Below are 15,706 nucleotides of genomic sequence, written 5' to 3'. Positions count from 1 at the left end.
TAGATGGCCAAATTAACTATGCCACTACAGTTGACAGATCAATTAGAGCGGCAGGGGGTTTTAGAAAATCCGCAAGATGATATTTCATGCCTTTGTGTTCGTTTGGATTCAAATATAGGTATTGATTCATCGGATCTTGATGTTGCTAGTGGTCATGATGAGGCGCCTGCAGATTTTTCGTTTGAATATCTATTGAATGCAGACTCACTGCGTAATACAGATCCATTGCCCTATGTTCTACAAATTCTCACCACAGTGCCGGGTTTGAGCAGCTTTTCTAGTCAGATTTTTATGATTCTTTCGGAGTTGTATTCGAATGCTCTTGAGCATGGTGTGCTGAAATTAAGCTCAGATAAGAAAAACTCCAGCGATGGGTTTTCTCGATATTATGAAGAAAGAGAGCATAGTTTGGCCAATCTCAAAGATGGCTACGTCAAAATCTCTGTAAAAGTGACCTCTGATAAAAACAACCGATCACTTATTTTGTATGTAGAGGACAGTGGTTCAGGGTTTGATTTTAAGAGTGTTAACTACGACATATCCAATACAGAACTACTTTATAATCGCGGCTTGGCTTTATTGGATCAGCTTTGTTATAAATTGGAGTTTTCTAAGGGAGGTAGTGCCGTCAAGGCCCATTATCACTGGCAAGTAGGTTTAGAAAATCAGGTTGGCCCTTCTATTGCATAGTCCTCTCTATCGTTGGAGGAAATTATGCGCGCAGATTCAAATTCAGTATTATCTTTATCTTCAGGTGTCCCCCCTAAAAAGGCCCCCTTTGTTCAGGCTCCCTCTAAAAAAGGAGAGGCCTTTTCAGACGACTTCAACAAAGCCAAAGAAACTCTAAATACCAGTAAAGCATCTACTGCTAGTGCATCCACTGCAGAAAGTTCGCCAACATCCGACCATGTGTCATCTGTAACGAAAGTGTCTGATAAGCACAGTGTGCCAGTCAATGATAAGCAGCAAGGTGAGGCTGACTCTTCAGATGCATCAGATATTGATGAAAATTCGGTTGCTTTAGTAGCGGCATCATCAGAAAGTAGCGGCAAAACATTGCAGGACAATGGCGAAGATTTACCTTCAAACACAGTGCCTGTTGAGGGATCTGATGACGGAGTTGAGCTGCCAGCCATGGGGCTTTCTGCTGGCCTTGTTAATTCTGATGCTTATCCTGTCTCTGCTGATTCTTTAGAGAGGGATGTTAACACAGTGCTAAGTGTGCCTGCAGCCGAACAAGGTGAAGCGTTAAGTACGGATGTTTTAGGTGCTGAAGGGCAGGTTGTTTTAGGGGGTGATGCTTCTACTGAGCTCAATGTAGCGCCAGTTCAGAGTGCCGTAGCGACAAATGAATCTAAAAAGGCCACTGTTCCAGTTGTTGGTGCGGGTGTAGTGGGGCTTGATGCAATAAAGCGAAGTAACTCGAGTAATTTAAATACAACGGATTATTCAGCAGCCCCAATCGTGCTATCTGATTCGGCGAAAGATTATATCGAATCGCTGCAAGCCGAAGGTAATGTTGAAATGGATGGTGAGCTGTCTTGGGTTCTGTCTCAAATGGGAGGCGAAATGAAAGCAGCGCCCGTAAATTCGAGCGAAAGCGTGGCTATAGAGAGTGCTAAAACGACGGTTGCCGCGGCGGGCGTTGCGGGAATGCTCAGTAAAAGTAGCCGTTCTGACGTATCACCACTAATCTTGTCAGAGGGTGCTATTGTTAATGCCGACACAGAAGGTGCGGCCGCAGAGTCAGCTGACTCCCTATTGGGTGATGATGGTGTTCTGGTGAATGAGCCAATTGAATTACGTAAAAAAGAACAAGAGGCAATGCTTGGTCGTATGTCGGCCCAAGTGGATAGCGCGGCTGCCGACGATGTTGCTACCGGTGGTTTGAATAGCTCTTTAGGTAATAATGTGAATCGTGCTGCAGGTATGGCGGCCGCTGTTTCTAGTGGTTTATCTCCTAATGCGCAAGCGAATTTAACGATGAATTTACCGCCTAGTCACCCAGGTTGGGCAAGTGAAATGAGTCAAAAAGTTGCTTGGGTAGCGCGTGATGGTGGCCATACAGCACACATAAGATTAGATCCGCCAGAATTGGGTAGTTTGACAGTAAAGGTGTCTGTCGATAGTGACTCCAATACTCAGGTTAGCTTTGTTGCTGCCACCCCTCAGGCTCGAGACTTATTGGAGAGTCAAATGGGGCGTTTACGGGATATGCTGGCTCAGCAGGGGATGGATTTAAGCCGAGCGGATGTTGATGTGTCACAGCGTGATGCATCTGGTGCACAGGATAGAGAAAATTATCAAGGTAACCCTTCTGGACAAGGTATAGCGGATGCTGATGACATTGATGAGGAGCTGATATCAAATAATTTATCGTATGTTTCTGCTTCTGGTGTTGATTACTATGCTTAAACTTTCGAGAAATTGATGGTGCTATGCCTGATTCTTTGTAGAATAGAGGATCATGTATGTATTAAGGGTGTGGATTATGCCCTGCAGAAGAAATTTTATACCTAAGGTTTGAAGTTATGGCTGAAGAAGATGGTTTGGATATCGGTGAAGAAGATGGAAAGTCTGGCGGTAAGAAAAAGCTTATAATTATCGTCGCTCTTCTTTTGGTTTTGTTGGGTGGTGGCGGTGCTGCAGCGTACTTTTTTCTGTTTAGTGGGCCTAGTGATGTTGACCCAGCGGCATCTGCTGAAGCCGAAGCGGCGGCATTGGCTAAAGAACCTTCTATCTATTTAGCGATGGACCCTGCATTTACGATTGACTTAATGGTTGGCGGTAAACAGCGCTATGTTCAACTTAATATGTCGGTCAAATCAAAAAATACAGATCAAATTAATGCGGTAACACTTCATATGCCTTTGATACGGAATAGCTTAGTACTGCTTTTTTCTAGTCAATCATTTGACGAACTTCAAACTGCAGAAGGAAAAATAGCGCTAAAGCAGGCTGCTCTTGACGCAATTAATGGCATTCTCGAGCAGGAAACTGGTCAAGGTGGTATTGATGGTGTGTTATTTACTAACTTTGTGATGCAGTAATATTATGTCAGCTCAGGATCTGTTATCGCAGGACGAAATTGATGCGCTTTTACATGGCGCAGATGAAAAACCTGCTGAAGAAGACAATCGAGATGCCAATGGTGTGGCATCTTATGATATTACGAGTCAAGAGCGCATTGTCCGTGGGCGTATGCCCACGTTGGAAATGATAAATGAACGTTTCGCTCGTTATACACGAATAAGCTTATTTAACATGCTTCGTCGTACCGCAGATGTGTCATCTGGTGGTCTGCAAGTAATGAAGTTTGGTGAGTATGTTCATACGCTTTACGTTCCTACCAGTTTGAATTTGGTGAAATTTAGACCGTTGAGAAGTACGGCACTATTTATTCTTGATGCGAAGCTCGTGTTTAAGTTGGTAGATAACTTCTTTGGTGGAGATGGTCGACACGCTAAAATCGAGGGGCGTGAATTTACACCGACCGAGATTCGAATTGTTCAATTGATGTTGGAGCAGGTTTTTGTCGATTTGACCGAAGCGTGGGCGCCAGTATTAAAATTAGAACTTGAGTATATTAGTTCCGAAGTAAACCCTGCGATGGCAAATATTGTTAGCCCGAGTGAGGTGGTTGTCGTATCCACTTTTCATATAGAGCTGGACGGCGGTGGCGGTGAGCTTCATATTACTTTACCTTACTCTATGATTGAGCCTGTGCGTGAATTGCTTGATGCTGGTGTGCAGAGTGATGTGGATGAGAAAGATGATCGCTGGGGTAAGTCACTAGAGCAAGATGTAAAAGACATTAATGTTAATTTAACGGTTAACGTAGCGAATCGAAAAATTCCATTGGGTGAAGTGATGAAATTCAAAGTGGGTGATGTCGTTCCAATAGAAATGCCAGAATTTGTTACCGTTAGAGCGAACAATGTTCCGACTTTTAAAGGTAAGTTGGGTATGAGTAATGAGCACTATTCGGTGCAGATGGAAGAAAGTTTTAAGACGAAGGTGACGAAATAGCATGGCAGAAGAGCAAAATCCCGACGCAGCAGGAATGGACGACGATTTAGCGGATGAGTGGGCGGCGGCAATGACCGAAGCCGGCGAAGAAGGTGAAGGCGAGGGGCTTGAAGACGAGTGGGCGGCAGCAATGACAGAGCAGGATGTTGAGCCTGTTAAGTTAGAGACGCTTACGAACCCTTCTGTGCCTAGCGGTGGTGTTGGTTCTGATCTTGATTTGATTATGGATATTCCTGTTGTCCTTTCTATGGAATTGGGTAACACGGAAATAGCAATTCGAAACTTAATGCAGCTAACTCAAGGGTCTGTTGTTGAGCTTGATCGCTTTGCTGGTGAGCCGTTGGACGTATTGGTAAATGGTACGTTGATCGCGCATGGTGAAGTGGTTGTAGTGAATGACAAGTATGGTATCCGTTTGACGGATGTTGTAAGCCCGAGTGAGCGTATTAGACGACTGAAGTAGTGCCAATTGAAATCTTCTTTTTTTACTAGATTTACCTTCACAGCCATGCTTTGCATGGCTGTTCCTCATTTGTATGCGATCGGTGTGCAAGAAGTGTCTGCGACTTCCTCTGTCTGGAAGGTTGTTGTCTCTTTGGTTTTTGTTATCGCTTTTATACCTGCCTGCCTTTGGTTAATGAAACGGTTCCAGTTTGCTCAAATGAAGTTGGGTCAATCAGATATTAAGGTTGTTCATGTCCAGTCTTTGGGGGCAAAAGAAAAGCTTATGTTGGTTGAGGTGGAGGGAGAGCGCTTACTGATTGGTGTGACGTCTCATACCATCTCTCATTTAAAAAGCTTTCCTTCTAAAGCCAATTCGTTTGCTTCTATGTTGGAGGAAGTGGATAGAGAAAATGCCGCTGATCATAAGAATAATGAGGGTGCGGCGTGATTCGATTTTTTCTGTTGCTGCTGTTGCTTAGTCCTGCTATGTCGTGGGCGGAAGTTGGTTTACCTGCAGTGAAGGTGGTTACTAACGCTGACGGCAGTCAAGATTATACGGTTTCATTACAAATACTTTTTATCATGACGGCGCTGACTTTATTGCCAGCGGCTTTGATGATGATGACGGCCTTTACTCGAATTATTGTTGTGTTGGCGATATTGCGTCAGGCAATTGGTTTGCAGCAGACACCATCAAATCAGATTATGATCGGTATGGCGTTGTTTTTGACACTGTTCATTATGACGCCAACTTTAGATAGGGTGAATGAAGTTGCTTTGCAGCCTTACCTAAAGGAAGAGATGACATCGATACAAGCGGTGGAGGCGGCTTCTGTTCCTGTTAGAGATTTTATGCTGGCTCAAACAAGAGAGGATGATATCGCTCTTTTTGTTAAGTTGGCGGGAAAGGAAGGGACAATACAGTCCATGGAAACGCTTCCCTTTACGATTCTTATGCCGGCGTTTGTCACCAGTGAATTGAAGACGGCGTTTCAGATTGGTTTTATGATCTTTATTCCTTTCTTGATTGTCGATATGGTAGTGGCCAGTGTGTTGATGGCAATGGGTATGATGATGTTGTCCCCTATTATTATTTCATTGCCTTTTAAGATTATGCTTTTTGTCATGGTTGATGGTTGGTCTATGATTATGGGTACATTGGCGGCGAGTTTCGGGATTTAATTATGAATCCACAAGTGGTGTTGGATCTCTATGGGCAGGGGTTTTATTTAATTGTTTTGATTGTTGGAACCGTCATGGTGCCAAGCTTGATGGTGGGTTTGATTGTGAGTGTGTTTCAAGCCGCAACGCAAATAAATGAACAAACATTGTCTTTTCTGCCGAGGTTGATAGTTACCATACTTGTTATTATGCAGTTAGGGCCGTGGATTTTAATGAAGTTGATGGATTTCACGACCAATTTGTTCATTAATATTCCTATGATAATAGGCTGATGCTAGAGATTCATCCTGATCAGCTTTTAAACTTAACGATCAGTTTCTTGTTGCCTTTTTTTCGCATTGGCGCCTTTTTTATGGCGCTGCCTTTGTTTGGTAGTCGCCTAGTTAGTCCGCGCGTTCGTATTGCTTTCTCCTTTCTTGTTGCCATTATTATAACACCTGTTATTGATGTTCCTAATTATGACCCTATTTCCCCTGCTTACATTGTGCTTATCGCAGAGCAATTGGTGATTGGTTTTGTGTTGGGCTTTGTTATTACTATCCTTTTTCAGCTGTTTTCGCTCGCGGGGCAATTGGCTGCAATGAAGGCGGGGCTTGGTTTTGCCATGTCGAATGATCCGGCGAATGGTATTTCGGTCGCGACGTTGGGGCAGTATTACTTGTCTATGGTGGCGCTGGCTTTTCTAGGGACAAATGGTCATCTTGTGATGATTGAATATTTGGCGGAGAGTTTTAATTATTGGCCAATTGGCAGCGGTTTTGACAGTCAAAGATACTGGCAGTTAGTGTTGTTGGGTGGTTGGATGTTTGAAAAAGCGCTGCTCATTGTATTGCCTTTGGCCATTGCTGTTTTGGTTATTAACTTGTCATTTGGCGTGGTCGCAAAAGCGTCTCCTCAATTGAATATTTTTGCGCTTGGCTTCCCAATTATCATGCTATTTTCTTTGTTTTTTTTCTGGGTTATGTTGGATGAGTTTTTAAGCATCTATTTGTTGTTCTTTGGTGAACTTATTGATTGGATGAAGGTGTCGTGGGGGATTCATTTAAATGGCTGAGAATGAAGACGGTAGTGAAAAAACCGAAGGGGCCAGTAGTAAGAAACTACAGGATGCTCGTAATAAGGGGAATTTACCTCGATCTAAGGACCTTAGTTCTGCGTTGTTATTGATCGTTGCTGCCGCCACTTTGTATGGCACGGGAACATTGTTGGCACGTGATTTGGCGCTGTTGTTTGATTTTAATTTTGTGATGGATAGGTCAGACATGTTTGACCTGAGCCGCATGGTTTTTCACCTTTATGAGTCTATCGTCACAATGATGGATTCTATGGTGTTGCTCATGTCTGTGTTGGCAGCAGCAGGGGTTATCGGCAGTATTGCTTTGGGTGGTTTGAATTTTTCTTGGGAACCTTTGACACCCAAGTTGAGTAAAATGAATCCCATTGCTGGGCTGAAAAGAATGTTTTCGGTTCAGTCATTGGTTGAGCTTCTAAAAGCGATTGCCAAAGTGACTCTTGTCGGTGTTATTGCCACGGTTGTGTTGAATTATTTTTTGCCGGAGACCTTGGGGTTGACCTTCCAGTCCATTCAATTGGCGATTGCGCATGGTATTGATATTGTTGTTTGGTCGTTTATTTTTGTCACGCTCGCTTTGGCACTCATTGCGGCTATCGATGTGCCTTTCCAGGTTTGGTCACATAAAGAAAAGCTAAAAATGACCAAACAAGAAGTTAAGGATGAATTTAAGCAGCAGGAGGGTGATCCTCTGGTGCGGGGAAGAATTCGTCAAATGCAACGACAGGCCGCCATGAATAGAATGATGTCTGATGTTCCAAATGCTGATGTGATTATTACCAACCCAACACATTTTTCCGTGGCTTTAAAATACGATCAAACGGGTGGTGTCGCGCCAGTATTGCTTGCTAAAGGTGGCGATTTCATAGCGTTGAAAATTCGTGAAGTGGGCAATCACTATGATATCCCTGTGATACAATCCCCGGCTTTAGCTAGGGCTGTGTATCACCATACTGAGATTGGTGAGGAGATACCTCAGGGGTTATTTAAAGTGGTGGCTCAGTTATTGGCCTATGTTTATCAACTGCGTAATGCTCGTACGGGTGCGCCTCGACCTGACGCCATGCCTAATTTAGATGTACCTGATGAGTTTCAGTGGGACGGTGGTTGATCATGTGTTGTATTTTTTTCTTTCATAGGGATTTTGCGTGAATTTTGACCGCGGTCGGCTTGCAGGGCAGGTTCAAGGTATATTTAGTGGGAATCTAGGTATTCCTATATTGTTGTTATCGCTTTTGGCGATGATGATTTTACCCATTCCTGCGTTTTTATTGGATGTGCTTTTTACGTTTAATATTGCTCTGGCTATTGTTGTGCTCTTGGTCGCTATTTATTCAATGCGACCGTTAGATTTTGCTGTTTTTCCAACGGTCTTGCTTGTATCTACCTTGATGAGACTTGCACTTAACGTAGCGTCAACACGAGTGGTCCTGTTGAATGGGCATGAGGGTGGTGATGCGGCTGGTAAAGTGATCCAGGCCTTTGGTGAAGTGGTTATTGGAGGGAACTACGTTGTTGGTTTTGTCGTATTTTCTATCTTGATGATTATTAACTTCGCCGTGGTAACAAAGGGGGCAGGGCGTATTTCTGAGGTGAGTGCCCGTTTTACACTGGATGCGATGCCGGGTAAGCAGATGGCCATCGATGCAGATTTAAATGCCGGTATGATCGATGCTGAGCAAGCGAAAGAGCGTCGTATTGAGATTGCGTCTGAGGCTGAATTTTATGGCTCAATGGATGGTGCTTCGAAGTTTGTTAAGGGTGATGCGATTGCAGGCCTGTTGATACTTGGTATCAATATTATTGGCGGTCTTGCTATCGGTATGGCTCAGCATGATTTGTCTTTCTCTGAGGCGATCGAGCGATATTCGCTGTTAACCATCGGTGATGGTTTGGTGGCGCAGTTGCCGTCACTTATGCTTTCGACTGCGGCCGCTATTATGGTTACCCGTGTCAATGAAACTGGCGATATGGGCTCGCAAATCGTACGACAAATGTTTGGGTCGTCGAAGGCGTTGTATGTAGCGGCAGGTGTTATGACGATCATGGGTATTGTCCCTGGTATGCCTCATTTTTCCTTTTTATCTTTGGCTGCGTGTTTAGGTGGGCTTGCATACTTTCTTGAATATCGAAAGAAAGAAAAATCGAAGAAGGGAAAGAAAACTGGCCCGAGCAAGGCTTCTGCAGACAGTTCAATGCCGGCTGAGGTGAAAGACCTCAGTTGGGATGATGTGGCGCCTGTTGATATGTTGGGTTTGGAAGTCGGTTATCGTTTGATACCGCTGGTGGATAAAACCCAAGGTGGTGAGTTGTTGGCCCGCATTAAAGGTGTGCGTCGAAAGCTATCTCAAGACTTGGGCTTTTTGGTGCCGAGTGTGCATATTCGAGATAATCTGGATTTAATGCCGAATGCATACCGAGTGACGCTCATGGGAGTTAGTTTGGCTGAGGCGGAAGTGCATCCAGATAAGGATTTAGCCATTGACCCTGGTCAGGTGTTTGGAATAATCGACGGTATTGCTGGGAAGGATCCATCTTTTGGTTTGGATGCGGTCTGGATTGACCCTAAGAAAAGGGATCAGGCTCAGACTTTTGGTTATACCGTTGTTGACGTGAGTACAGTGGTCGCTACTCACATTAACCAGATTATGCACAAGCATGCGTATGAATTGATTGGACATGATGAAGTTCAGCAATTGTTAAGTCTATTGAAGCAATATAACCCTAAATTGGCTGAAGAGTTGGTGCCAAATACCGTTCCTCTAAGTGTGCTTCTCAAGGTTTTGCAGAACTTGTTGATTGAAGGGGTTCCTCTTCGGGATATGCGGACTATTGCTGAATCAATAATGGGGGTTCAGCCCAAGACTCAGGACCCTATGATACTAACGGCTGCTGTTCGTACGTCATTGTCACGACTCATTATCCAAACATTAGCCGATGGCATTGAAGAGATTCCAGTGTTAACGCTTGAACCTCAGTTGGAGAAAATGCTCATGCAGACAGTTCAGCAAAGTCAGCAGTCTGGTATCAAGAATGAAGAGGCGCTTATTTTAGAGCCGCAAATGGCTGAACAATTACAAACATCGCTTCGTCAATCTGCAGAGCAGCAGGAGGCGATGGGAAATACGCCAATATTGATTGTTTCTGCTCCGATTCGTCCTATGTTGGCGCGTTTTATGCGTTATGGTATGGTGAATATGTCTGTTCTTTCATATCAAGAAGTCCCTGATCATAAACGCATCACTGTAGTGGGGGTCATCGGACAATAGAAACTGTTTATTTAGGTGGTGGAATGTCTCTATATTTATTAGAATCTTTCCGGTAAGCTATGGATTTGTAAGAAAAATAAACTGGAAGGATTGAGTTATTCATGCAAATTAGGCGGTTTCGAGCACCTGACATGCGGCAAGCGATACGGAAGGTTCGTGATGCGGTAGGCCCTGATGCGGTCATCTTGTCAAATCAGCGTCTGCCTACCGGTGAGATAGAGATAGTTGCCGCTTTAGATTATGACGGTTCTTTGCCTTCCAGTATGGCTTCAAAGCGCCCTTCTGCTCCTCGTGCTGAGCAGTACGCAGACCCCAGTTCAGATTATTTAGAACGTATTGAACGAGCGAAGCAACAAACGGCTCCCAAGGTTACTGCTCCTCATTCTGAACCGACTCATCAAAACGCTTCTCCACAATTTAATATGCCGCCACTTGCGGAAGATAAAGAAGATCCACGTGTAGAAGAGGCGTTGTCTATACGAAATAACGACAGTGCTAAGCAGTTGCGTGAAATGGAGCTAGAGCTTAAAAATGTCCGTGCTATGCTGGAGCAGCGCCAGCAAGATGCCGTTCAGGCTGACTCCAAAGTTAATATTGTTGAGCAGCGTGCCCGTGAAAAGCTAAAGGGGTTGGGTTTATCGGATTTTGTTATTTCTAGATTAATTGACGATATTGATTTAAAGGGGAGAGAGGATGACTGGAATCGTCTTCTTGCTCATTTAGCAGATTATATTCCGGTTCGTTCTAGTTCATCTGAGCTTAAGGGGTGTATTGCTTTCATGGGGCCAACAGGCGTAGGCAAAACAACCTCCATTGGTAAAATAGCGGCTCAGCATGTTTTAAAACATGGCTCTGACGGTGTGGTTTTAATAACGACGGATAGTTATCGTATCGCTGCCCATGAACAGTTAAGAACTTTTGGTCGTATTTTAAATGTTCCAGTTGAAGTGGTTAATGAATATTCAGATTTGAATGAAGTGCTGGCAAAATACGCGCATTATTCTTTGGTTCTTGTTGATACTGCCGGAATGAATCCAAGAGATTCGAATCTAGAGCGGCAGCTTTTGATGATGAAGCGAGCGCGTGCGAGTTTAAAGAAGATTCTTGTGCTGCCTTGTACGAGTCAAAGGCAAGTTTTGAAAACGGTTGTCGATGTTTACTCGCAAGTTCAATTGGATGGATGTGTTTTGAGTAAGTTGGATGAATCTGCTTCACTTGGTGAGGCGATTAGTGTAGTTATTGAAGAAGGCTTGCCTGTTGTTTATATAGCAGATGGGCAGCGTATACCGGATGATATTGAACCTGCTAGAGCGCATAACTTAATTAGCCGCGCTGTTTATACAGCTGAGCATTACAGTCAGCTTTATGGGTCACTAAAGTATGGTAGTTAGTAAAATTATGTTATTACTGAAAGCGTTACGTTGAACTATGTAGTACAGTTTGTTTAGCGCAACTAACTTAAATGGTAAAGGTTGCTTAGAATACTTTATGCAGACCAAAAATGGATACAACACATACTCTAAAAAAGCGACACTTTCGATTGATGCGATTGTTGAGCAATATGGGTATTTAGTGAAAAAAATTGCCTACCATCTATTGGCTCGTTTGCCGGATAGTGTGGATGTTGATGATTTAATTCAGGCTGGCATGATGGGTTTGATCGAAGCGTATAAGCGCTTTGAGTCTACCAAAGGGGCTAGCTTTGAAACCTATGCGGGTATCCGTATTCGCGGATCCATAATGGATGAAGTGCGAAAAACGGATTGGGCGCCGCGTTCTGTTCGAAGAAATGGACGGGCTGTTACCAACGCAATTAAAGAATTAGAGGCTAAATTAGGGCGAGAAGCTTCCGATATGGAAGTGTCCGCTCATATGGGAATTGGCATGGATGAATATCATGAAATGATTCATTCTTCTATGTCGACTCAGTTATTTAGCTATGAAGAAATGCTGGATTCTGATACAACTAATTTAGAATATGTTGATTCAGAATTTGAAAATACGCCTTATTCTTTGGTAGAAGAAGGTGGGTTTCAGAGTCAACTAGCAGAAGAAATTGATAATCTTCCTGAAAGGGAAAAAATGGTTTTATCTCTTTATTATAATGAAGAGTTGAACTTAAAAGAAATTGGTGCTGTTTTAGGTGTCAGTGAATCAAGAGTCAGTCAAATTCATAGCCAAGCGGCTATGCGATTGCGAGCTCGATTAAGTGATTGGCGAGATTAAATTATGAGTTTTGAAATATTACCTTTGGGGTGTGGAGGGTGCATTGGATAAAAACATGAAGATCCTGATTGTTGATGATTTCTCGACAATGAGACGAATCATTAAAAACTTACTACGGGATTTAGGGTTTACCAATACAGTTGAAGCGGATGATGGAACGACTGCGTTACCTATACTTCAAGCTGGGTCAATCGATTTTCTTGTAACCGACTGGAATATGCCGGGTATGACAGGTATTGAGTTGCTTCGTGCGGTTCGTGCTGATGAAAAATTGAAAAGTATCCCTGTTCTTATGGTAACGGCAGAAGCTAAGCGTGACCAAATTATCTCTGCTGCACAAGCGGGCGTAAATGGTTATGTTGTTAAGCCTTTTACCGCAGTTGCTCTCAAAGAAAAAATTGAGAAAATATTCGAACGAATAGACGCTGCAAAATAAGGGCTTTAGATGTCAAATGTATTGGGGTCCGGACTAGTGGAATTTGAAAATCTAGTAAAAGACGGTGCGGTAGAGCTTCTGAATCACCTGGAAACAGGGGATTTTAGTGGTGCTATTAAGATAATCCAAGAGTTAAGTGAAGCACGTCATACTAGCTTCTATAACGAAGTGGGGTGTTTGACGCGAAGTTTGCATGACGCTATTCGTGATTTTCAAGTTGATTCAATGGATTTGGTCGTTGGTGAAGGCGGAGGTGATTCTTCTACTAAAATCTCCGATGCATCTGATCGATTAAATTATGTTATTGAGACGACTAGTGCTGCCGCCAATAAAACCATGGACATGGTCGATAGTAGTGTTCCTGTAGCAAGCGAGTTGCAGGGGCAGGCTAGAGAGTTACGGAAGGATTGGAGTCGTTTAATTCAACGTGATTTAACGCCACAAGAGTTTCGAAGCTTATACAAACGCATAGATATATTTTTAGCTTATGCGGATGAAAGTGCCACCACCTTGCATTCAAACCTCAACACAATTCTTCTAGAGCAAGGTTATCAAGACCTAACAGGTCAAGTGATCGCTAGAGTGAATGATTTAATTCGAGACGTAGAAGAAAAACTTGTACATCTCGTTGCTGTTGCTGGACGCGTTGATAGTATCTCCGGAATTGAACATACAGAGAAAGAGTCTGAACACGATGACACTCGTGGACATGGCCCAGCTATTAATAAACAAAACAACCCTGAAGTACTGAATAGTCAAGACGAAGTAGACGACTTGCTATCAAGTCTTGGTTTCTAGAAGGAGCTGAGGATGAGTTTCGAGGTCGATGAAGAAATTCTACAGGATTTTTTGGTAGAAGCTGGTGAGATTCTAGAGCAGCTTTCCGAGCAATTAGTAGATTTGGAAAATAACCCTGAAGATAAACCACTGCTTAATGCAATATTTCGTGGTTTCCATACTGTAAAAGGTGGCGCGGGTTTCTTGCAATTAACTGCTTTGGTTGATTGTTGTCATTATGCAGAAAACGTTTTCGATATTTTAAGAAATGGGCAGCGTCAAATAGACTCTGACCTAATGGATATTGTTTTGCAGGCACTTGATGCTGTAAACGAAATGTTTGATGTCGTCCGTGCTGGTGGTGAACCTGAACGTGCTTCACCAGAGTTGATTGCAGCACTGAGTGCTTATGCAACACCTCCTACAGCGGAAGAGCTTGCTGGTGATGAAAGTGAAGAAGAGATTTCTGAAGAGTCACTTGATTCTTCTGTCGATGAGAGCGCTGCAGACAGTGCTTCGGATGCGGATGAGCCAGTTGATATTTCTGATGATGAGTTTGAGTCGTTATTAGACGCGTTAGGGGATTCTCCTGCTGAAGTCGCTGCACCTAAAAGTACAAGTGGTGCAGCACCAAAAACGGATGATGAAATCACTGAAGATGAGTTTGACGCTTTATTAAATCAACTTCATGGTAGTGGTGCTCCTGGTGCTGAGGATGAGCCAGCGGAAAAAGCTGGGCCAACTTCTGCGTCTTCTGATGAAATAACAGAAGACGAATTCGAGCAATTACTTGATAAGCTTCATGGTGAAGATGACTCATCTGGTAAGGCGAAAGATAAATCGCCAAAAGATTCTAAGAAAGCGGAAGGCAGTGCGCCGGCCGGTGCAGAGTCTGGTTTGATTACAGAAGATGAATTCGAATCTCTTTTAGATAGTTTGCAGGAAAAGGATGGGGCTAAAAAAGCAGAGAAACCAGCTGCACCTAAGCCTGAACCAAAAGCAGCACCCAAACCAAAAGCTGCACCCAAACCTGTGGCTAAACCAGTACCTAAAGCGGCTGAGCCTGAACCAGCCAAAGAAAAAACAGCCAATGCGCCTGTTACTCAAGAAGCCACAGTTCGAGTTGATACTAAGCGATTAGATGACATCATGAACATGGTCGGTGAGCTTGTGCTTGTTCGAAACCGCCTAGTTCGATTAGGTCTTCAAAGTGAAGATGAATCGATGGGGAAGGCGGTATCAAACCTTGATGTTGTAACGGGAGATTTGCAAAACGCGGTAATGAAAACGCGTATGCAGCCAATCAAAAAAGTGTTTGGGCGATTCCCTCGAGTTGTTCGAGATCTAGCTCGTAACATGAAGAAAGAGGTTAACCTTGTTCTTCGTGGTGAAGACACGGATTTGGATAAAAACTTAGTTGAGGCATTGGCTGATCCACTAGTCCATTTGGTGAGAAACTCAGTCGATCACGGTGTTGAAGGGCCTGATGCACGCGAAGCCAAAGGTAAACCTCGTGTCGGTACGGTTATTTTATCTGCCGAACAAGAAGGTGACCATATATTGTTGTCGATTGATGACGATGGTGCTGGTATGGATGCTGACCACCTTCGTGGCATCGCTGTTAATAAGGGGCTGATGGACGCTGATGCTGCAGATCGATTATCTGATGAAGAAGCGTTTAACCTGATTTTTGCACCTGGTTTTTCTACAAAAGTAGAGATTACCGATGTTTCTGGCCGTGGTGTTGGGATGGATGTGGTGAAAACCAAAATATCTCAATTAAATGGTACTTTAGAAATTAAATCGGTTCTGGGTCAAGGTTCACGCTTTATTATTAAGGTGCCATTAACTCTGGCCATCATGCCAACTTTAATGGTGACTCTTGCCGACCAAGCTTTTGCTTTCCCATTGGTTAGTGTTAATGAGATATTCCATCTTAATTTGAAGAAAACCAATATTGTAGATGGTCAGCAAGTCGTTGTTATTCGAGGTAAAACTTTACCTATTTTCCATCTTAAAAGTTGGTTGGTTAAAGGAAGCGGTAAGGATGATTTACCGGCTGAAGCTCATGTTGTTGTGGTTCAAGTTGGCATGAATGAAGTTGGTTTTGTTGTTGATCAGTTAGTGGGTCAGGAAGAGGTGGTTATAAAACCATTAGGAAAAATGTTGCAAGGTACACCTGGTGTGGCTGGGGCAACAATTACCGGTGATGGTCGTATTGCATTGATTCTGGATGTACCTAGTATGCTTAAAAATTATGCATCAAGGTAG

16 protein-coding genes are annotated in these 15,706 nt (G+C 43.4%); all 16 read left to right on the top strand.

What is annotated here, in order from left to right:
• Positions 1–18 precede the first annotated feature (18 nt).
• Positions 19–690, top strand: a complete 672-nt coding sequence (locus D104_RS35320) for a hypothetical protein (protein ID WP_235075965.1) — start codon at positions 19–21, stop codon at positions 688–690.
• Positions 691–714: 24 nt separating this feature from the next.
• Positions 715–2,415, top strand: a complete 1,701-nt coding sequence (locus tag D104_RS35315; RefSeq protein ID WP_024025405.1) for a flagellar hook-length control protein FliK — start codon at positions 715–717, stop codon at positions 2,413–2,415.
• Between the two features lie 116 nt (positions 2,416–2,531).
• Positions 2,532–3,050: a flagellar basal body-associated FliL family protein gene (locus D104_RS35310; protein ID WP_024025404.1), complete on the top strand. Its 519-nt coding sequence runs from the start codon at positions 2,532–2,534 to the stop codon at positions 3,048–3,050.
• Between the two features lie 4 nt (positions 3,051–3,054).
• On the top strand, positions 3,055–4,029 hold the full coding sequence (gene fliM, locus D104_RS35305) for a flagellar motor switch protein FliM (protein WP_024025403.1): 975 nt from the start codon (positions 3,055–3,057) through the stop codon (positions 4,027–4,029).
• A gap of 1 nt (position 4,030) precedes the next feature.
• The gene (gene fliN / locus D104_RS35300; protein WP_024025402.1) at positions 4,031–4,492 is read left to right on the top strand and encodes a flagellar motor switch protein FliN; all 462 of its coding nucleotides are present in this window, start codon (positions 4,031–4,033) and stop codon (positions 4,490–4,492) included.
• A 54-nt stretch (positions 4,493–4,546) separates the two neighbouring features.
• A complete protein-coding gene (gene fliO / locus D104_RS35295; protein WP_036201447.1) occupies positions 4,547–4,921 on the top strand; it encodes a flagellar biosynthetic protein FliO in 375 nt (124 codons plus the stop codon).
• The gene (gene fliP, locus D104_RS35290) at positions 4,918–5,655 is read left to right on the top strand and encodes a flagellar type III secretion system pore protein FliP (RefSeq protein ID WP_024025400.1); all 738 of its coding nucleotides are present in this window, start codon (positions 4,918–4,920) and stop codon (positions 5,653–5,655) included. Before fliO ends, fliP begins: the two co-directional genes overlap by 4 nt.
• Before the next feature lie 2 nt (positions 5,656–5,657).
• On the top strand, positions 5,658–5,927 hold the full coding sequence (fliQ, locus tag D104_RS35285) for a flagellar biosynthesis protein FliQ (RefSeq protein ID WP_024025399.1): 270 nt from the start codon (positions 5,658–5,660) through the stop codon (positions 5,925–5,927).
• On the top strand, positions 5,927–6,709 hold the full coding sequence (gene fliR, locus D104_RS35280) for a flagellar biosynthetic protein FliR (RefSeq protein WP_024025398.1): 783 nt from the start codon (positions 5,927–5,929) through the stop codon (positions 6,707–6,709). Before fliQ ends, fliR begins: the two co-directional genes overlap by 1 nt.
• Positions 6,702–7,838 (top strand): flagellar biosynthesis protein FlhB, encoded by a 1,137-nt coding sequence (gene flhB / locus D104_RS35275; protein ID WP_024025397.1) that lies wholly within the window; start codon positions 6,702–6,704, stop codon positions 7,836–7,838. The genes fliR and flhB overlap by 8 nt, the downstream gene beginning before the upstream one ends.
• Before the next feature lie 37 nt (positions 7,839–7,875).
• A complete protein-coding gene (gene flhA, locus D104_RS35270) occupies positions 7,876–9,996 on the top strand; it encodes a flagellar biosynthesis protein FlhA (RefSeq protein WP_024025396.1) in 2,121 nt (706 codons plus the stop codon).
• A 101-nt stretch (positions 9,997–10,097) separates the two neighbouring features.
• Positions 10,098–11,387 (top strand): flagellar biosynthesis protein FlhF, encoded by a 1,290-nt coding sequence (gene flhF / locus D104_RS35265; protein WP_024025395.1) that lies wholly within the window; start codon positions 10,098–10,100, stop codon positions 11,385–11,387.
• Between the two features lie 97 nt (positions 11,388–11,484).
• Entirely contained in the window at positions 11,485–12,222 is a 738-nt protein-coding gene (locus D104_RS35260) for an RNA polymerase sigma factor FliA (protein WP_024025394.1), read from the top strand.
• A 55-nt stretch (positions 12,223–12,277) separates the two neighbouring features.
• Positions 12,278–12,658, top strand: coding sequence for a chemotaxis response regulator CheY (locus D104_RS35255; RefSeq protein WP_456085358.1), 381 nt, complete (start codon positions 12,278–12,280; stop codon positions 12,656–12,658).
• Between the two features lie 21 nt (positions 12,659–12,679).
• Positions 12,680–13,456 carry a protein phosphatase CheZ gene (locus D104_RS35250; protein ID WP_235075963.1) on the top strand — a complete coding sequence of 259 codons (777 nt, stop codon included), beginning with the start codon at positions 12,680–12,682 and terminating at the stop codon, positions 13,454–13,456.
• 12 nt (positions 13,457–13,468) lie between these two features.
• Positions 13,469–15,706 carry a chemotaxis protein CheA gene (locus tag D104_RS35245; RefSeq protein WP_024025391.1) on the top strand — a complete coding sequence of 746 codons (2,238 nt, stop codon included), beginning with the start codon at positions 13,469–13,471 and terminating at the stop codon, positions 15,704–15,706.

Source organism: Marinomonas profundimaris (genome assembly GCF_000508165.1).
Classification (GTDB): Bacteria; Pseudomonadota; Gammaproteobacteria; order Pseudomonadales; family Marinomonadaceae; genus Marinomonas; species Marinomonas profundimaris.
This window is presented reverse-complemented; position numbering and strand designations above follow the sequence as displayed.

Bases quoted from the DNA above. Each gene is read 5' to 3' on its own strand.
- D104_RS35310 (WP_024025404.1), top strand. From the start codon at position 2,532: ATGGCTGAAGAAGATGGTTTGGATATCGGTGAAGAAGATGGAAAGTCT.
- flhF (WP_024025395.1), top strand. From the start codon at position 10,098: ATGCAAATTAGGCGGTTTCGAGCACCTGACATGCGGCAAGCGATACGG.
- fliR (WP_024025398.1), top strand. From the start codon at position 5,927: ATGCTAGAGATTCATCCTGATCAGCTTTTAAACTTAACGATCAGTTTC.
- D104_RS35260 (WP_024025394.1), top strand. From the start codon at position 11,485: ATGCAGACCAAAAATGGATACAACACATACTCTAAAAAAGCGACACTT.
- fliN (WP_024025402.1), top strand. From the start codon at position 4,031: ATGGCAGAAGAGCAAAATCCCGACGCAGCAGGAATGGACGACGATTTA.
- D104_RS35315 (WP_024025405.1), top strand. From the start codon at position 715: ATGCGCGCAGATTCAAATTCAGTATTATCTTTATCTTCAGGTGTCCCC.
- fliQ (WP_024025399.1), top strand. From the start codon at position 5,658: ATGAATCCACAAGTGGTGTTGGATCTCTATGGGCAGGGGTTTTATTTA.
- D104_RS35320 (WP_235075965.1), top strand. From the start codon at position 19: ATGCCACTACAGTTGACAGATCAATTAGAGCGGCAGGGGGTTTTAGAA.
- D104_RS35255 (WP_456085358.1), top strand. From the start codon at position 12,278: ATGAAGATCCTGATTGTTGATGATTTCTCGACAATGAGACGAATCATT.
- fliO (WP_036201447.1), top strand. From the start codon at position 4,547: ATGGCTGTTCCTCATTTGTATGCGATCGGTGTGCAAGAAGTGTCTGCG.
- flhB (WP_024025397.1), top strand. From the start codon at position 6,702: ATGGCTGAGAATGAAGACGGTAGTGAAAAAACCGAAGGGGCCAGTAGT.
- D104_RS35245 (WP_024025391.1), top strand. From the start codon at position 13,469: ATGAGTTTCGAGGTCGATGAAGAAATTCTACAGGATTTTTTGGTAGAA.
- fliM (WP_024025403.1), top strand. From the start codon at position 3,055: ATGTCAGCTCAGGATCTGTTATCGCAGGACGAAATTGATGCGCTTTTA.